Consider the following 16989-nt stretch of genomic DNA (forward strand, 5'->3'; position numbering starts at 1 on the left):
GGTGCAAAGAAAAAAAGCTAAAAATTCTTCTTTCTATTTTACTTTATCTTGTTAAACTCGTCAACCTCAAGCCGCTTTTTTTCTTTTTTGCTTTCTATTACATGTTTTATTGCAAGATATGGATGGTAAAAAATCATTCTCGGACCGGAAAAACGCATAACTTCACGTATTTTTTCTCTCATTTCCGGCTTGTAACAATGAACTTTACAGTTAGAACAAAATGTCTTTGTCTCCATAAACGGGCATTTGTCACTTCTTAACTTTGCATAATCGTCAAGCTTTTTACACTCATCACAAAGCACGCCTTTTGTTTTATGTTTCTTTTTACAGTACAAACCAATCATAAGGGAGACAACCTCTTTTTCCTGCTCCCTTTTTGACTGTATTTTTTCTGCTGACATTTTACTTTCTTTATCTTTCATCAGCTCATCCTTCCGTTTTCCACGCTGTATACACGGTCAACCATACGCATGCTTGATTTTCTGTGCGATACAAGCACAATTGTCTTTCCATTTCTCTCTTCATGAAGAGATTTAAGAATTACAGCTTCATTAAGGCTGTCAAGATTACTTGTCGGTTCATCAAGAAGCATCATATCCGCATTATGTAAAAATGCTCTTGCAAGCCCGATTCGCTGTTTTTCGCCACCTGAAAGCGTTCCGCCAAGTTCTCCTACAGGTGTGTCATATCCTTTTGGAAGTCCCATTATAAAATCATGCACAGACGCTTTTTTACATGCCTCATAAACTTCCACATCTGTTGCATCAAGTTTTGCTATTTTAATATTATTTTTAATGCTGTCCGCAAAAAGATGTGTCTCCTGTGTAACAAAGCTCTCCATATCTCGAAGATTTGAAGTATTTACATCATTAATATTTTTCCCGGAAATATTGATGCTTCCGTTATCCACATTCCAGAAACGCATAAAAAGCTTCAAAAATGTCGATTTTCCGCTTCCGCTTCGTCCTGCAATTCCTATAACAGAATTTTTCGGTATATCAACTGACACATTATCAAGAATTGTCTCATCTCCATATGCAAATGTAACATTTTCTGATGATGCCCCATTGAATTCTATATTCTGCTTTCCGCTGACCTCTTCTACAACCGGCTTTTCCTCAAGAATATCAAGGACTCTGTTTCCTGCTGCAAATGTGTTCTGTAATGTGCTTCCAAGTGCTGCAAGTGCAACAACAGGCCCAAAAGAACTCATAAGTGCAATAACAGGAATCAGCACACCATCAAATTCAACCGCTCCGTTTACAAATAACATTCCGCTTGCAAAAAGTATTAATACGTCAAAAAACAAAATCACTGTATTAGTAATTGCTGTATTCCTTCCCGAAAAGCACTTCATCTTTGCTTCATTTTCGCTGAGTTCTTCCATTTTTTCATTCATCTGTGCAAGACGTTTTCTGCCTGTTCCAAACTGCTGTATCTGCGGCAGTCCTCTGAGACTGTCAAGCACAAATGCTGATAATTCACCTGATTTTGTACGAAAAACCAGTCCCATGTCACCGCTTAACTTTGAAACTGCAAGTGGAATTATAACACCTACTGTAATATAAGCTGCAAGTGCAATAACACCGAGCAGAGGATTATAGCTTCCGATAAAAATACACATTATCACCGTAAAAAGTGCTGCTATCGCAACAGGTGAAATCGTATGTGCATAGAATACTTCAAGAAGTTCTATATCAGATGTAATTACAGAAATCAAATCACCTTTGTCTCGTCCTTCAAGCTTCGCCGGACAGAGCTTTCTCAATGCTCCAAATACCTTATCTCTTATTAATGCAAGAAGCTTAAATGCAATAAAATGATTGCATGACTGTTCCGCATATCTTAACACAGCTCTGAGTACCGCCATTCCTGCCATTGCTGCAAATATAACAGCCAGATGCAGACTATTTTTTCCTAAGACACTTAATATTGCAAATCCGCCCGAAATCGTTATAAATGATGCACAAAGATGTCCCATAAGTCCCATCAGAATTGCAAGAATCATATATCCTGTCATCGGTTTAACAAGTCCGATAAGATTTGTCATGACTTTAAATCCGCTTCTTTTTTTATGTGTATTCATGCTGTCTCCTTTCCAAAACTTTCAAGTTCCTGCTGTGCATTCCAGAGTTTCTCATAAACTCCGTGTCTGTCAAGGAGTTCTTCATGTGTTCCGCACTCTGCCACATTGCCGCTTTCAAGAACATAAATATTATCTGCTCCTGTTACGTTTGCAAGTCTGTGTGAAATAAGAATTACTGTCTTTGTCTTTGCAAGTTCGTATATTCTTTCCATTATTTCATTTTCACTTTCAACATCAATATTAGACGTTGCCTCATCAAAAATGTATACAGGACTGTCATGCAGCAATGCTCTTGCAAGTGCAAGTCTCTGACACTGCCCGCCGGAAAAATTAGATGCTTTTTCAAGAAGCTTAGTATCAAGTCCATCCTCGCCTTTAAGGAAATCTGCAAGATTAACTTCTTTAAGCATTTCCCATAGTTTGTCATCTTTGGCATCCGGACTTCCCATAAGAAGATTCTGCCTTACTGTTCCTTTGAAAAGATAGCTGTTATGCCCTACATATGTAATATGCTTCATAAGGCTTGCTTCGCTTATCTGCGAGAGTGAATTGCCGTCTATTGTCACATTTCCCGTATAATTTTTCATATGTCCCATAATAATTCCCGCAGTTGTTGACTTTCCGCAGCCGCTCTCACCGACAACAGCTGTAAAGCTGCCACTTTTAAATACCATGTCAATTCCATGCAATATTTCCCTGTCATCATCATATGAAAATGCGAGATTTTTGCACACTATATCTCCATCCTGCGGACACTCTTTTCCGTTTTCATTATTATCTTCCGGCAAATCAAGAAGTTTAAATATCTTATCGCTTGATGCCATACCATTCATTGCAATATGAAAGAAGCTTCCGAGCTGTCTCATCGGTATGAAAAAGTCAGCCGAAAGAAGTATTATAAAAATCGCCCCGGCAAGACCGATATGCCCTGCCTTAAACTGAGTAACAGACATTACAATTCCAAGTGCCGCACCGCCATATGCGATTAAATCCATTATCGTAATCGAATTAAGCTGCATTGTGAGCACTTTCATAGTAATTTTACGGAATTCTTCAGATGCCTCATTCATCTGTTTGTGTTTGAATTCATCTGCCTGATAGATTTTTAATGTTGTAAGTCCCTGAAGATTTTCAAGGAAAGTATCGCCTAGTGCCGTATATCTGCCCCAGTATTTACTGAGAAGTTTTTTTGCCCATGTCTGCACAGCCGCTATCGCAACAGGTATAAGCGGAACGCATATAAGAAGTACAACCGCAGACGGAACATTTATAAAACATAAAATCACAAATAAAGTAAGCGGTGCAATCATTGCATAGAAAAACTGCGGCAGATACGCACCAAAATATGTCTCAAGCTGGTCAACACCCTCTACCGCAACCTGTACAACTTCTGATGTCTGAACCTTTTCCTGATAAGAAGTTCCAAGCTTTAATAACTTTTCATATATCTTTTCACGCAGTGTTTTCTTTACTGCCTTTGATGAAAGATAACTCATCTTGGACATCCCGACCGCACACAGAAATCTTATGACAACCGCTGCTGCCGCTATTATTATAGTTGTATAGATTCTTGTCCTTGTGACATTTTTTTCTGCCATAGATGCAAGAAGCACGGATATTGCCGCCATCATGACAACATTGGCAGCAAGCGAGCACCACTGTATCGCAACATTGAGTGCTATATACTTTTTACTTTCTTTGACTGTACCAATCAGCCTTTTATTAATCATCATAAATGTAAGTTTCCTTTCTTCTTTTGCAGCGAACTTTTGTTAGTTTACACTAATAAATATATCATATAACTTACATCTGTTCAAATTAATATTTTATAAAAATGGGTGGGAATTTTAGGGAAAAACTAATAAAAATATTTTTGTATTTCTTCCGGCAAGTACTTTGCTAATTCTTCTGCCAGTTCATACACCTTTGTTCCCGGTGCAATCTGTGCAGGTGTTTTTCCCACTCCATTCTCAATAATTCTTTTAGCATATCGAATTGCCAATTTCGGATTTCCTGACTTCATCAATATTTCAAATATATTATTCATATTTTTCTCATACTTACCGATCCCAAGTTCCTGAAATTTTTCATTTAAAAATTTCACATACTCTGATCTGTGATTATTTGATGTATAATATGCAAAATGCAACATAAACCAAAACTCAATACACTCATTGCTCCATGCTGCATGATACTGAATATTGGGATTTTTCTGATTTAATGCTTTTGTTCTCTGAACGACTCCATTAACATCACTTGAAGGAAAGCTATCTTTATCATAAACACACCATATCTCCCCTTTGGCAATTTTATTATCACTTACATACTCTTCGGCTCTTCCAATTACCCGCATTGTCTCAGCCTGACATCCTTCAATTTCAATCAAAACCATATCCCGATAAATTGGATTATCTTCAATATACCTTTTAAACCCCTGAAAATACTTAGGTTCTGTTGCTTGACCTTCACAGAAGATATAATATCTAAACTCCTTCTTTTCCAAATATTCCTGTTTTCGCTTTTTCTTCCAATTTTCTTTTTTCTGTCCACCTCTCTTAGCCATTTACCTTCCCCCAGTCTATAATTTTTTTCAAGTAAGGATCGGCACCATATTTTCCTTCAAGATACTGCTTATCAAACTTAGCGTCTTTTCGTACTGATTCTCCTTTTTTATTCTTAAATTCTACAAGAGAATACAATTTTGAATTCTGACGTTGGCCTTTAGCAACAAACCATATTTCATCTCTTCTGAATACTTCGCTGTTCATAGTAGATAAATCATGTGATGTAAAAATCAGTTGTGCACCATTCCTATTCTTTTCCATATCGCTAAATGTCATAATAAGATATCTCAACAATACCGGATGTATCTTTGCATCCAGTTCATCAATTACAAGTGTTGTTCCTCTCAATAGGCTTTTTGCAATAAAAGGAAGAAGACCAAATAATTTTTTTGTTCCACTTGACTCATCAAATAAATTCAATTCAGCTTCATAGTCATTTACTATATGCTTTGTAAAAACCTCAATTCGGTCATTTTCATTTTCTTCAACACGAAAATCTATAATATCCAAATCCATTTCCTGAATCATCTGAAGCATTAGTCTTTTTACATCTTCAGATTTTGATACAGCCATACGCAATTCCTGCATAGGATTTCCATAATTTAAAAAAGCAATTCCTTCATCAAACCAGCCCAACACATCCCGAACTACATCATTTTTACTATAAGTTATTCCCAGATAAGATAACAATGGCAATGTGTCTGATAATTCATCACTTGTTTTTAACTTTGCAAATGTACCTTTTAATCTAATTTCTTTTTTATCCCGTTCAAAAAGTGCAGATTTTCGCCCTGTTTCTAATTTTATACGATCCAATCTTTCATATTCGATTACTTCTTTTTTTACAATTAATTCATATCTATACTCAGCCAATGCAGTTCTAAAGAACAATTCAAATTCTGTAGGCTCATTAATTGTCTCTTTATCAAAAGCAAATGGCTCTATAATAAGCTTCTTCATCCTTATTGCAATATCTTCATTATTACTTGTCGCATATAATGGTCTCAACACTTTCATAACCAGACTATGCAATGCTTCCAAAACATTTGATTTGCCACCGCCATTCGGACCGTATACCGCCGATACCGGCAAATATAATTCCCCATCTGTACAATTTATAACTCTGTCTTCATGCTCAGAAATCGCAGCAGCTTGCATGTCAAACGTTATCTCTTCCCGTATACTCTTAAAATTTTTCACTGTAAATTGACATAACATATTATTTACCTCCACTTATCAAAACTTCTTACTTATATAATATATTATATCCATTTTCTCATTTTTACAACATATATTTGAGATAAATTCTCATATTTTATATTATAATTAGTTATATTAAAAAATATGCGGGATATTCACAGCCGTGAATATCCCGCATATCTTATTATATCGTTTTACAATATCTTTAAATATTTAGTTTTAAATTAATTTACAAACGGAGTAAACTGAAGCTTTTCGTATGTATATTTTCCCCTGATTTCTTTTGCCTGCTCTTCACTTATAGGCTTTTCTGTTTTTAAAGCAACATCAGTAGCATAATAATACTTCTGTCCTGGCACCTTGTCATCTGTATACACAGTTTCTTTCATATCCAGCTTTGCATTGGAATACTTAAAATATGTCCAGTTGGAATATGCGGCACCGCTTGAACCTTCATTAGCGATTGTTCCGTCTGTACACAGATAATATGTATTGCGTTCCCAGCCTGCAACTGCATGAACATCCGTGCCATCCTGAATTGTAAATATATCATAGATTATTGTGGTTCCGTCTTCATTCACTGTTCCGCCAAAAATCAACTCATCTATGCCATCATTATCAAGGTCTTTTTTGATATATCCAAGTGTCTCATATCCTGACTGCTTATAAAAGAACACAGGTGATATATCAACTTTATCCTGACTTGAATAACCGTTTTTTAGTATATTGGCAGCTTTTTTTATCAATTCATCATATGGTGAATAATCAACCGACGGCTTTGTCTCTCCGGTAGTCTTTTCTTCTGCCTTTGCTGTTTCAGCAGCCGCCTGTGTCGTTTCCTGTGCTATCTGTGAATTATTTTGTTCACTGTTACTTTTATTTTTTGCATTACCACATCCTGCAACAGTCATAACAAGAGCCAATATCAATGCGGAACTGATTAACTTTCTTTTAATCATATGTATCTCCCTTCAAATCATTATGTATAATTCCACAAAAAATCTTACAAAATTGCATAGTTTCTAGAAATCTCCGTTATGAAATTCCAAAAAATAAGCATCAAATCCGGGAATATCATTAATATCTGTTCCCTTGTATATACCAAACATTATCGCCGAATCACCGTTTAACATTTTTGTAAAGTCACCTGTAAACATAATCTTTTTTCCTGAATAATATTCGGTTGCATAATTGTAACGGTCACCGCCAATCGTAACCTGCTTATCAATATTTTTTATAAGCAGGGCATATGAATAATCGTAAGACGGCGACTTGCGTAGCATACCTGATAATTCTTTCTATTATTCCCTTCCTGAATAGTAACCTGTACCGGGCTGCCGTCTTCTTTAATAATTGATGTCATAGTTTTCATAGAAACCTCCTAAAGACAGCAGGCATAGTTTCTTTTGACATGTGGTTTGTCTTCCACTTTGCTTATAAATCCAAAGTGCTTCTATATATTTCTAAGGTATCGGTACTTATTCCAGACCATACATTATTATTAATAACAACCCTGTTCAATTTGGATAATTTGATTTTTGTTGCCTCTGGAATCGCCATAATTCCCATATCTTTTTCGATAAGTTGATCAATAAGAAGTTTTTCTTCATCAGTTATATATGAAAAAACATATTCTATTGGCATATCAATATTTGTGAATCCTAATTCAGATTTAATCATGAAACAATCTTGTTCAAAATTAGTTAAAATTACTGTAAGATACTTATTTACAATCTCATATTTTCCTTCATTGGAATTTATTGAGTCAATATGAATAATTTGCTTGATAAGCAACTATATGCACATGAAAATCTAATCATAGAGGGTTTATTGATTCGATTAATATAAATACAACAAATATATATGTGAAACTATTTATAATTTTAAAAGAAGATATGATTAAAATCAATTAGATTGTGATGGAGTTTTTATATTGAACTTTCACAATTTTATCCTTTGCGGTATTTTATCTATATGTTATTATAAACAACTTTCAAAATGCCACCCAATTAAGAATCTAATATAATTTAATTATATAAAGGGTGTATTTTCAATGCAATATGGTAGATTATAATTAATAGATAAGAACTTATGTGTTAAATCCAGATAGGATTTAATAATAAATAAGTTATTAACTTGAAATTTCCAGTGCAGTTTTATCTATGAAATTTCATAAAAATGCAATTTTATGAAATTTCTATCACAATATATTTTCATTATAATTTGAAAAAGTGAAAATTCTATGCTAAAATAACATTAGAAATTTCATTTTCCGTTTTTCGGAGGAAAGGAAACAATCATGACAAATAGAGCTGGAACATTTGTAAGTAATCTATCAGGCGAAATGGCTTATGAATCTTTTCGCCCGGCTCCTCTTCCACCCAATCCTCCTATTGAGGTATCTGGAGAGCTTCTTACGAAACTTATTGATGCTAATAAGAAAATAGCAACACTTGAAGGATTATCATCTCGTATACCTAACATGGGGCTTTTCGTTTCCATGTATGTTAGAAAAGAAGCACTTCTTTCTTCGCAGATTGAAGGCACACAGTGTACTCTTGAGGATATCTTGAATCCTCTTATTGAAAATAACACTAATAGAGATGTTTCTGATGTTGTCAACTATATTCGTGCAACCGAATTTGCACTTGAGCGACTAAAAACATTGCCTCTGTGCAACCGTTTAATTAAAGAGACTCACGCAGTTCTTTTGGAAAGTGCACGAGGACAGGAAAAAAATCCCGGGGAATTCCGATATTCGCAAAACTGGATTGGCGGTCAAGGAAGTACGCTTAAGAACGCCAGATATATTCCACCAAACCCGGAAGATATGTTAACTGCTATGTCTGAACTTGAAAAGTATATAAATAGTGATGATACCCTCGATCCATTGATTCAGGCTGCCTTAATTCACTACCAGTTTGAAACAACACACCCATTCCTTGATGGTAACGGACGTGTAGGACGACTTCTCATCACTCTTTTCTTGATGGAAAAAGGTATTTTGTCAACTCCGGCACTTTATATTTCTTATTACTTAAAGATGAACCGTATCGAATATTATGATCGTATGACTCAGGTACGACGTACTGGTGATTATGAGCAATGGATTTCTTTTTTCCTTCAGGCATTTGCAGATTCTGCGGAGGATGCAATCCATACAATTGACCAACTTACTGAATTACACGATAAAAACTTAAAGTTATTTGATGCTTTAACAAAGAGACAGCGTACCAGTGCCCTTAAAGTATTTGCCTATTTGGAATCTAATCCTATTATTGATATTCAGAAAACCGCTACTGCACTTGAAATGTCGTATAATACTGTGGCAAAGGTGGTTTCTATCCTGATTGATGATGAAATATTGGAGCAAACAGATAAATCGGGAAAGGCTAAGATTTATTCATATATTGAATATCTTAATATCCTTCGTAAGGACACCTAAAAGGTAAGCATCAAACAGATGACATTTAATTAGAATTTTTTATAATGCGAAAAATGCCCACCAGCCCACTATGTATAGTAACATAGAGGACCAGTGGGCAAAGTACATAATTTAATGACACGTTAATTTAAAGCAATTCTAAACAATAAAAATATATCATATTTACCCTTGAAGCATGTTCAGTAAATCATCAAATGTTTCAGATATTGGTGCCATTCTTTTATTTTTTACATCATCTTCAGCTTCTGCCAGTAGTTCCAATAATTCTATGTGGGCTTTCATTTTTTTGTATTCTTCATATGAAAGAGTAACAGTATCTTTTCTTCCATTAACTGTAATAATAAAATCATATATTTTTATACCGCATTTTTCGATATAGCCATATATGTGCTCCATCGCATTTTCCTTATAATTATTAGAAATAACCCTGAATTCTACTCTTCCATTAGATATATTCGTATCTATATAACACACAAATACAACAATCTTATACTCATGCTCACCCGAATACTCTATTGCACAATCCTCAAGATCACACCCGATTCTCTCATCCTGATCATGGATACTTCGTTCACCATTACTATTTTTCAAATATTTTTCTACAATTCTACAACTTTGAATCTTGGCAGATGCCTCATAAAATAACATAATCCCACACCTTTCCCATAGTTAATAACTTACGTATCTATTATTAATTATATAAAAGGCGTGGGACTATATTAGTACATGAATGCTATTGCTTAGTATTTGTTTTGTGCAATCATAATTTGTCAAATATATTATTTATTAAGTCTTCATATTCCTGATTACGTTTTATTGCAGAAGGATGAAATACATTAAAAGCTGGAACTATTTTTCCTTTTATATTAAGTTTATAATACATATCTATATCTGGCTCCGATTTTTTCCTATTTCCCCATTCTTTCTTGCTTTTAAAATAATCATATACATGATCAATAATTTGCCAATATGAGCCGCAACATATAATATAATCAGGATTAATTATTTCTATTTCTCTTTTTATAAATTCTTTGTATTTTTCAGCATACTTATTAAGTTCTTTGAAATCAGTAGAAGATGAACCACCTCTTTTGTTAATATTCATAAATGCTATCTGTTTTTTTATTTCATTGAAATCAGAATATGTATATTCATTTTTTATGTTTCCGTCTAACCTTGCTTTTATAATATTCTGTATTGCAATAATTCTTTGAAAAATTTTCTTTTTTCGAGAACTTTCTTCATCCTTATCATATCCACATTCCAACAGATATGACAGATTTCTTCTTACGGCTTTCCTGTCTACTTCCATACCATATTCTTTTCTAGGAATATCAATAAAATCTTTTTGTTTCAGTCTGTGTTCAGCATCTGAATATTTGTTAAGAATATCAAGTATATTAATAACCAGCAGTTTTTTTGACATTACCTCATACATATATCTTCCCCTACTCTTCAACCGCAATATTATAATCAAGTACCTGCTTAAGCAGATAATTGCTCATATTTAAGACTTTCATATTAAAATCATTTTCATTAAACAGCAGCGATACAGCAAAAAGATTAGCCTCATATTCAACATTTTTAAATGCATTTTTACTTGTTACCGCAAAATTATTAATATCATCTGAATGAAGAAGTGCATGTTCTAATTCATGTGCACACAAAACCAGCTGGCTTTTATGCTCATATCTTCCATTAATAATTATAATTGTTGGATAATTATCCGACCTTATCGTATATGCTTTCCTGTCTATCGGAAGCATTTTACTTACAACTACTCTTATTCCGTACTTTTCTGCTAATTCAAAAGGATTCCTTGTATAATAATTCTCCCTTAAATCTTCTGCCAGCTTCTTTACAACATAATAATATTCCGATTGTGCACGCACATAATCCGAGATACCAATTGGCAGTGATTTTATAGTTTTTTCATTACTTCCTTTAATATCCGTTAATTCAGCTATTTGTTAATACAGCAAAAAAGCAGTGTGCATACACCCATATGGCATATACACACTGCAATTAAAATAAATATATTTTTACAGCATATTAAAATCTGTATTATCTTTGCTTATAAGTCTTTAAAAAGTCTTCCATCTTATCTACTGCATCTTTAAGAACTTCAATTCTTGGAAGATATACAACCCTGAAATGATCCGGCTCTCCCCAGTTAAATCCAGCACCGTGAATTATGAGAATCTTCTTCTCACGCAGAAGGTCAAGTGCAAATTTCTCATCATCATATATATTAAACTTCTTTGTATCAATCTTAGGAAAAATATAAAATGCTGCCTTGGGTTTAACTGCACTGATTCCCGGAATGTCATTAAGTGCTTTGTAAATATATTCTCTCTGCTCGTAAATTCTTCCACCCGGAACTATATATCCATTGACACTCTGATGTCCGCCAAGTGCTGTCTGTACTATTGACTGTGCCGGAACATTTGAACAAAGTCTCATATTAGAAAGCATGTTAAGACCTTCCATATAATCTTTTGCAATGCTCTTGTTGCCGCTTAAAATCATCCAGCCGATTCTGTAACCCGCAATCATATGCGACTTTGAAAGCCCGCTGAATGTAACACAGAACAAATCCGGTGCAAGCGATGCAATTGAAATATGTTCTTCGCCATCCATGACAAGTCTGTCATATATTTCATCTGAAAATATTATAAGCTGATGTTCTCTTGCAACTTCAACAATCTGATCAAGAACTTCTTTTGGATATAACGCACCTGTCGGATTATTTGGATTGATTATTACAATAGCCTTTGTCCTGTCAGTAACTTTCTTCTTAATATCATCAATATCAGGATACCACTCTGACTGCTCATCACAAATGTAGTGAACAGCCTTGCCACCGGCCAGTGTTACACATGCTGTCCATAGCGGATAATCAGGAGCTGGAACCAGCACTTCATCTCCATTGTCAAGCAATGCTGACATACTAAGATTTATAAGCTCACTTACACCATTTCCTGTATATATATCTTCTATTGAAACGTTAGGTATATTTTTAAGCTGTGCATACTGCATAATTGCTTTTCTCGCAGAAAAAAGTCCTTTTGAAGTTGAATATCCCTCACAATCTGTGAGCTGTCTCTGCATATCATATATAACTTCATCAGGTGTCCTGAATCCAAATGGTGCAGGATTGCCTATATTTAACTTGAGTACATGTGTACCATTTTCTTCCATCCTGTTTGCCTCATCAACAACAGGACCTCTCACATCATATAAGACATTATCTAACTTTGATGATTTCTTGAATTCACGCATATTAATATTTCCTTTCTCAGCTATTTTTTCTCCATAAAGCCAATCAGCATCAACACCAAATGTCATCGCAATAAATTCACCAATATTTCTTCTCGGCACTGCTCTACCGCTTACATACTGGCTTATCTGGCTTTTCGACAACTTAACTCCTTCATTTGCCGCCGCAGTAAGCAAATCCACCTGCTTCATGTTTTTTTGCTTTAAAAGTTCATTAAAGCGTTCTGTAAATTGTGTTCCGTCAGCCATAATGCCCTCCAAAAGTTTATTTTTATATCAGAAAGTTTATTTTTAATTCTTTTCATTTCCTTTAAAATAAACTTTACCACCTTTTTATGCGTTATTCAAGCAAAAAGTTTAATTTTCATGTTTTTTATATTTATCAAGTACAAATTCATAGAAATTTCTTACTGCCGGACGCATATATATCTGTTCATTACTCACCATATACAAGTCACGGCTGTATGGATGTGAACTTATCTGTATTATACTCACATCCAGTTTATGCAGCAATTCCATATACGGAACTATTGCGATTCCGAATCCTTGTGCAACAAGCCCCGCCACAACCTGGTCTTCTTCTGTTTCATAAGCTATCTTCGGCTTATCTTTTACCGCCTCAAATAGCTGTTCAACAACATCCCTCATACCTGATTCTTTCGTAAAATATATCATCGGATATGATATCAGTTCCGCTAATTCAACCGATTCTCTCGCCGCAAGCGGGTGATTTTTCGGCGTTATAAGTACCAGCATCTGCTTTTCTACCGCAACACTTGTAAATCTATACTCAGCCGTCGGTTTTGAGCAGAATACAAGGTCATACTTCTTTTGTTCAAGCTCGTTAAGCAGCTTTCTGGTCGCTCCGCTATGAAATGTAAAATCTATCTCATTATCTTTATTTTCTTTTAAAAACTGTGACGCAAGCTGCGGAACAAACTGTGTTCCAAATGCACGTAGAAACCCTACCCTTATAACACCATCACCTCTGGCTTCTCTCTGTATGGAATCCACACCTCCGTCAAGTGTTGAAATAGTCTGTTTTGCACATGCCAGAAATTCATCCCCAAATCTTGTAAGTGTTGTATTTCTTCCATTTTTTTCAAAAAGCGGAACACCAAGTTCATTTTCAAGCTGCGATATTGCATGGCTCAGACTCGGCTGCGTTATATGCAGTTCCTGTGCCGCCTTTGTATAATGCCCTACTTCGGCAAGCTTAACAAAATATCTTATGTGAAAAAGATTCACGAAGTTACCCTCCTGTTTATTTCCATAAAATGACGAATAAATAATATCATTTTATATAGATTTTATCTATAGTTTTATAAAAACTATTTATTTGAAAAATAACACACACTGCGATAAATTTAAAAGCGTTCTATTAAGGAGGAAATCATGGAAAATCTAGAAAACAAAAAACAGACATTTCTTTTCAGGGGTGAATTAGCCCTGCTGGCAGCCGTAATTATCAACAGCTTTGGTGTTGTATTAATGCTTTATTCGGGTGCAGGAATCTCGGCAATTTCAAGTGTACCTTATGCTTTTTCAAAAGTGCTGCCGCATATATCTCTCGGTACATGGACTTATATTTTTCAGGGAATTCTTATCATCACTCTTATGGTTTTACGAAAAAAATTCGTTCCACAATATCTTTTCAGTTTTGTTGTCGGATTTGTATTTGGAAAACTGCTCGATTTTTACGAATTGTGGATTAATATTCTCCCAAAATCAATTCCAACATGTGTTTTTTACTTTGTAATAAGTTATATTCTTCTTTGCATCGGAATTGCTTTATCTAACAGATGTCAGCTTCCTATCGTTCCTACTGATTTATTTCCACGCGAAATGGCTGATATAACAGGTGTCAGATATTCAAAGATAAAAATTGGGTTTGATGTTACATGCCTTTTAACAACAGCATTTATGACAGGCTACTTTTTAAGACACATCGACGGTCTTGGAATCGGAACAATTGTCGCAGCTTTTACAATGGGCAAAGGCATAAGCATTGCCGGAAATATTATCGACCGTCATATGACTTTCAAATCCTTCATGTCTGTAAATGAACAGTCTGCATAAACCCGTAACGCAAGACAATTTGATTAAAAAAACGACACTTTTTTACAAAGAAAAGCCGCACAGCAGATTATTCAATCATACCGTGCGGCTCTTGTTATTTATTATTTTATTAATTATGTCCTTTTTCTGCTTTTTTTCTTAATACAACAGTTGCTATTATCAAACCTACTGATACAAGTATAAAAAATACTGATACAGCCATAAATGAGTAAAGACTCTTATTAATAACATCAACAAACATATTATAGAAATAAACAGGTTTGATATTAAGGTGCTTATATCTGCCCTGAATAAACAAAAACAGCGGAAGCACACCTGTCATTATAGCTGCTGCAAGCGTAGCATAAGTTACATATCTAAGACCTCTATGAACATAATGATGGTCTTTTATTGTAATTACTATGTCTACAACAGCAAGCACTAACAGAATTACAATAAGTATGATAAAGAACTTGTTATACATATTTCTGAAGCTGACATAATAATTAATATATGTTATATCAACATCTGTCTTATACTCTTTTTCAATAGATGTAACAAATTCTTCAATAGCAGACTTCTGTTCGTCGCCTATTGCAATATCATTATCCTGTGCATATTTATATATGTTATCTGTAAGTTTCTTTTTGACACTGCTTGTGTCAACAGATATATCTTTTTTATCTATTCTTGAATTATACACCTGCTTTATATCAGATGTCATCTTGTCAACATCCACTATATCTTCAAATACTTCATCAGGAAGCATCATCGGCTTACCTAAATCCATTGCGTTTTCAATGAATTTTTCATGGACACTCTCATAATATCCTGTCTTTGCAGCACTTTCAAGGAAGATATTGCTTCTGAATATTCCAAAGCTTGCTCCGACAAGATAACCGGCAATCGCAAGAAGACCAGCTAATATAAAAGATAATATAATGCTCAAAGGATAAAACTTTCTCTTTGAGTTAGATTTCTTTTCTGACTTTCTCTTCATATGCTACCTCCTCCTAATATACCAGCTTAGGTCCGGATGTTTTTCTTGCATATACATACAATCTCTGGGTATATGAAGTAAGCGGAGTAAATGGATAACATGTATACATCGTTATAATCTCTTCATTACTATCAAAACCAAATGCTGACCTGTCATTCTGGTCTGCAATTCTTGTATCATATACCTCATATGTATACTTTCCATAAGAAGTAACTACTGTAAAAACATCGCCTATTTCAACATATTCCAAAGGAGCAAACGAAGTGGCATGATGACCGCCAAGAAGAATAGGTGCACCAAAACCAAATATAGGTGTACCGGCATACTGACCGACACCATTCCTTAATTCTGTTCTGCTGTCTCCAAAATAGATATTCTCTTTAATTCCAAGTCTCTCACATGTAATCTGTGCATACAGTTCACCGAGAGCCGGATACATATCAGATGAATAAGGTATCTCCTCTTCCTGATTCTGTGCATTCTCTAATTTAAAATCAGGAACACCTGACACATCAACAGTCGTTTCAGTTGTCTCTCCTGAAAGAATCGACATAACTGAATATACCGCACTGATATATGGTGACAAGCAAATGAAAACTAATAAAAAACCAATTAAAGAAAGAAAAACTGGCATATAGATATATGCCAGTATTCTTTTAACGTTTTTACGTTTATGCATAATTATTCAATTAAGCAACTTTCTTCTTGCTAACGAATGCACAAACAACTAATCCCATTGCTAATACAGCAACAACACCAACTGTAGCAGCTGTTGTGAAACCTGTATCCTTAACTACTTTAGCAGAAGGAGCAGCAACATATGACTTGCCATCCTTAACAGCTGTGATTGTGTTAGTTGATGCATCAAATGAAACTGTAGCACCAAGCTTAGCAGCTGCATCTTTGATATCTGCCATGATAGCTGACTTCTGGTCTGCTGTAAGAGAAGCGATATCCTTTACACCATTAGCTGTAGCTGTTGCAGCATCAATCTTAGCGATAACGTAAGCAGCATCTTCATCACTTACTGTGTTGTCTGCTAAGAACTGCTTTGCAGCGTTAACATACTCTGTAGCAACGCCTGCACTCTGAAGTTTGCTGATAATATCATCCTTAGAAGCTGCGAATGCTGAAATTGACATAGCAAATACGAGCATTAAAGATAATACTAAAGCTGAAATCTTTTTAATCTTCATGATAAAATCTCCCTTTCTTATGGTATTTTTTAGTTCTCTACTAAGATACCACCTTTAGAAAAATGTGTCAATAAAATCGTGAAAATATATCAAAATTGTTTTGATTTTTGTGCACTTCTGCCATATTCAGCACGTAAATAAGTGCTAATTTTACTAAACCT

Annotated in this window: 18 protein-coding genes; 2 read left to right on the forward strand and 16 right to left on the reverse strand. The window is 34.7% G+C overall.

Annotated elements, in window-relative coordinates; all coding sequences use genetic code 11:
* Positions 1-38: 38 nt before the first annotated feature.
* From H8S01_RS04085 to H8S01_RS04120, 8 genes are all read right to left on the reverse strand, one after another.
* Entirely contained in the window at positions 39-422 is a 384-nt protein-coding gene (locus H8S01_RS04085; RefSeq protein WP_186836268.1) for a nitrous oxide-stimulated promoter family protein, read from the reverse strand.
* The gene (locus H8S01_RS04090; protein ID WP_243204193.1) at positions 422-2086 is read right to left on the reverse strand and encodes an amino acid ABC transporter ATP-binding/permease protein; all 1665 of its coding nucleotides are present in this window, start codon (positions 2084-2086) and stop codon (positions 422-424) included. The genes H8S01_RS04085 and H8S01_RS04090 overlap by 1 nt, the downstream gene beginning before the upstream one ends.
* Complete coding sequence (locus H8S01_RS04095) at positions 2083-3819, reverse strand: ABC transporter ATP-binding protein/permease (RefSeq protein WP_186836269.1); 1737 nt, start codon at positions 3817-3819, stop codon at positions 2083-2085. Before H8S01_RS04095 ends, H8S01_RS04090 begins: the two co-directional genes overlap by 4 nt.
* Positions 3820-3944: 125 nt before the next feature.
* Positions 3945-4649: an RloB family protein gene (locus tag H8S01_RS04100; RefSeq protein ID WP_186836270.1), complete on the reverse strand. Its 705-nt coding sequence runs from the start codon at positions 4647-4649 to the stop codon at positions 3945-3947.
* Positions 4642-5868: an AAA family ATPase gene (locus tag H8S01_RS04105; protein WP_186836271.1), complete on the reverse strand. Its 1227-nt coding sequence runs from the start codon at positions 5866-5868 to the stop codon at positions 4642-4644. The genes H8S01_RS04100 and H8S01_RS04105 overlap by 8 nt, the downstream gene beginning before the upstream one ends.
* A 206-nt stretch (positions 5869-6074) precedes the next feature.
* Positions 6075-6809 carry a hypothetical protein gene (locus H8S01_RS04110; protein ID WP_186836272.1) on the reverse strand — a complete coding sequence of 245 codons (735 nt, stop codon included), beginning with the start codon at positions 6807-6809 and terminating at the stop codon, positions 6075-6077.
* 63 nt (positions 6810-6872) lie between these two features.
* Positions 6873-7133, reverse strand: coding sequence for a hypothetical protein (locus H8S01_RS04115; RefSeq protein WP_186836273.1), 261 nt, complete (start codon positions 7131-7133; stop codon positions 6873-6875).
* Positions 7134-7284: 151 nt separating this feature from the next.
* Entirely contained in the window at positions 7285-7530 is a 246-nt protein-coding gene (locus H8S01_RS04120) for a hypothetical protein (protein WP_186836274.1), read from the reverse strand.
* A 619-nt stretch (positions 7531-8149) separates the two neighbouring features.
* Between H8S01_RS04120 and H8S01_RS04125 the strand changes: the two genes are divergently transcribed.
* Positions 8150-9295, forward strand: a complete 1146-nt coding sequence (locus H8S01_RS04125; protein WP_186836275.1) for a Fic family protein — start codon at positions 8150-8152, stop codon at positions 9293-9295.
* A gap of 162 nt (positions 9296-9457) precedes the next feature.
* Here H8S01_RS04125 and H8S01_RS14280 read toward each other — a convergent pair whose 3' ends face one another.
* From H8S01_RS14280 to H8S01_RS04150, 5 genes are all read right to left on the reverse strand, one after another.
* A complete protein-coding gene (locus tag H8S01_RS14280) occupies positions 9458-9943 on the reverse strand; it encodes a hypothetical protein (protein ID WP_243204194.1) in 486 nt (161 codons plus the stop codon).
* Between the two features lie 112 nt (positions 9944-10055).
* Complete coding sequence (locus H8S01_RS04135) at positions 10056-10733, reverse strand: hypothetical protein (protein ID WP_186836276.1); 678 nt, start codon at positions 10731-10733, stop codon at positions 10056-10058.
* Positions 10734-10743: 10 nt separating this feature from the next.
* A complete protein-coding gene (locus H8S01_RS04140; RefSeq protein WP_186836277.1) occupies positions 10744-11187 on the reverse strand; it encodes an ImmA/IrrE family metallo-endopeptidase in 444 nt (147 codons plus the stop codon).
* Between the two features lie 172 nt (positions 11188-11359).
* Positions 11360-12577 carry an aminotransferase class I/II-fold pyridoxal phosphate-dependent enzyme gene (locus H8S01_RS04145; protein WP_186836346.1) on the reverse strand — a complete coding sequence of 406 codons (1218 nt, stop codon included), beginning with the start codon at positions 12575-12577 and terminating at the stop codon, positions 11360-11362.
* A gap of 354 nt (positions 12578-12931) precedes the next feature.
* Positions 12932-13822 (reverse strand): LysR family transcriptional regulator, encoded by an 891-nt coding sequence (locus H8S01_RS04150; protein ID WP_021865446.1) that lies wholly within the window; start codon positions 13820-13822, stop codon positions 12932-12934.
* 147 nt (positions 13823-13969) lie between these two features.
* Between H8S01_RS04150 and H8S01_RS04155 the strand changes: the two genes are divergently transcribed.
* The gene (locus tag H8S01_RS04155; protein WP_186836278.1) at positions 13970-14653 is read left to right on the forward strand and encodes a DUF6198 family protein; all 684 of its coding nucleotides are present in this window, start codon (positions 13970-13972) and stop codon (positions 14651-14653) included.
* A gap of 109 nt (positions 14654-14762) precedes the next feature.
* On the opposite strand, the gene H8S01_RS04160 is transcribed toward H8S01_RS04155, so the two are convergent.
* The 3 genes from H8S01_RS04160 to H8S01_RS04170 form a co-directional block, all read right to left on the reverse strand.
* Positions 14763-15632: a hypothetical protein gene (locus H8S01_RS04160; RefSeq protein WP_186836279.1), complete on the reverse strand. Its 870-nt coding sequence runs from the start codon at positions 15630-15632 to the stop codon at positions 14763-14765.
* 13 nt (positions 15633-15645) lie between these two features.
* Complete coding sequence (locus H8S01_RS04165) at positions 15646-16185, reverse strand: class D sortase (protein WP_186836280.1); 540 nt, start codon at positions 16183-16185, stop codon at positions 15646-15648.
* Positions 16186-16321: 136 nt separating this feature from the next.
* The gene (locus tag H8S01_RS04170; protein ID WP_186836281.1) at positions 16322-16828 is read right to left on the reverse strand and encodes a hypothetical protein; all 507 of its coding nucleotides are present in this window, start codon (positions 16826-16828) and stop codon (positions 16322-16324) included.
* Positions 16829-16989: the final 161 nt, after the last annotated feature.

Origin of the sequence: Lachnospira hominis (ex Liu et al. 2021) (assembly GCF_014287955.1) — a bacterium.
GTDB classification, from domain to species: domain Bacteria; phylum Bacillota; class Clostridia; order Lachnospirales; family Lachnospiraceae; genus Lachnospira; species Lachnospira hominis.

Excerpts from the sequence above, each read along its gene's own strand:
- H8S01_RS04105 (WP_186836271.1), bottom strand. The coding sequence starts at position 5,868 with ATGTTATGTCAATTTACAGTGAAAAATTTTAAGAGTATACGGGAAGAG.
- H8S01_RS04165 (WP_186836280.1), bottom strand. The coding sequence starts at position 16,185 with ATGTCGATTCTTTCAGGAGAGACAACTGAAACGACTGTTGATGTGTCA.
- H8S01_RS04110 (WP_186836272.1), bottom strand. The coding sequence starts at position 6,809 with ATGATTAAAAGAAAGTTAATCAGTTCCGCATTGATATTGGCTCTTGTT.
- H8S01_RS04160 (WP_186836279.1), bottom strand. The coding sequence starts at position 15,632 with ATGAAGAGAAAGTCAGAAAAGAAATCTAACTCAAAGAGAAAGTTTTAT.
- H8S01_RS04100 (WP_186836270.1), bottom strand. The coding sequence starts at position 4,649 with ATGGCTAAGAGAGGTGGACAGAAAAAAGAAAATTGGAAGAAAAAGCGA.
- H8S01_RS04170 (WP_186836281.1), bottom strand. The coding sequence starts at position 16,828 with ATGAAGATTAAAAAGATTTCAGCTTTAGTATTATCTTTAATGCTCGTA.
- H8S01_RS04145 (WP_186836346.1), bottom strand. The coding sequence starts at position 12,577 with ATGCGTGAATTCAAGAAATCATCAAAGTTAGATAATGTCTTATATGAT.
- H8S01_RS04135 (WP_186836276.1), bottom strand. The coding sequence starts at position 10,733 with ATGTATGAGGTAATGTCAAAAAAACTGCTGGTTATTAATATACTTGAT.
- H8S01_RS04115 (WP_186836273.1), bottom strand. The coding sequence starts at position 7,133 with ATGCTACGCAAGTCGCCGTCTTACGATTATTCATATGCCCTGCTTATA.
- H8S01_RS04120 (WP_186836274.1), bottom strand. The coding sequence starts at position 7,530 with ATGATTAAATCTGAATTAGGATTCACAAATATTGATATGCCAATAGAA.
- H8S01_RS04095 (WP_186836269.1), bottom strand. The coding sequence starts at position 3,819 with ATGATGATTAATAAAAGGCTGATTGGTACAGTCAAAGAAAGTAAAAAG.
- H8S01_RS04155 (WP_186836278.1), top strand. The coding sequence starts at position 13,970 with ATGGAAAATCTAGAAAACAAAAAACAGACATTTCTTTTCAGGGGTGAA.
- H8S01_RS04085 (WP_186836268.1), bottom strand. The coding sequence starts at position 422 with ATGAAAGATAAAGAAAGTAAAATGTCAGCAGAAAAAATACAGTCAAAA.
- H8S01_RS04090 (WP_243204193.1), bottom strand. The coding sequence starts at position 2,086 with ATGAATACACATAAAAAAAGAAGCGGATTTAAAGTCATGACAAATCTT.
- H8S01_RS04125 (WP_186836275.1), top strand. The coding sequence starts at position 8,150 with ATGACAAATAGAGCTGGAACATTTGTAAGTAATCTATCAGGCGAAATG.
- H8S01_RS14280 (WP_243204194.1), bottom strand. The coding sequence starts at position 9,943 with ATGTTATTTTATGAGGCATCTGCCAAGATTCAAAGTTGTAGAATTGTA.